Raw genomic sequence first — 482 nt, forward strand, 5'->3', positions numbered from 1 at the left:
GAAGTAAAGGGACGTATTTTAAATGCTACAGTTAGACGGAATCTTTCTGGCAGATACTTTGTGTCCTTGTTAGGTGAAATTGAAGTACAAGAACTTCCGAAAACACAATCTTCCATTGGAATGGATGTAGGACTAAAAGATTTCGCCATTTTATCAGATGGAACAATCTATGAAAATCCGAAGTTTTTTCGATCATTAGAAGAAAAGTTGGCAAAAGCACAGCGTGTTCTTTCTAGGAGAATGAAAGGATCTTCTCGCTGGAATAAACAGCGAGTAAAGGTAGCTAGAATTCATGAATACATGGCAAATGCTAGAAAAGATTACTTGGACAAAATCTCGACTGAAATCATCAAAAACCACGATGTTATTGGTATAGAAGATTTGCAAGTATCGAATATGTTAAAAAATCATAAGTTAGCAAAAGCAATTAGTGAGGTATCATGGTCACAGTTTCGAACTATGTTGGAATATAAGGCAAAATG

General features: G+C 35.3%; 1 protein-coding gene. It reads left to right on the forward strand.

Going from position 1 to position 482, the window contains the following annotated elements:
• A partial coding sequence (locus tag JDS98_RS29620; RefSeq protein ID WP_199634633.1) for an RNA-guided endonuclease TnpB family protein occupies window positions 1-482 on the forward strand: 482 nt, incomplete at both ends.

Origin of the sequence: Bacillus cereus group sp. N11 (genome assembly GCF_016483605.1) — a bacterium.
GTDB lineage: Bacteria > Bacillota > Bacilli > Bacillales > Bacillaceae_G > Bacillus_A > Bacillus_A toyonensis.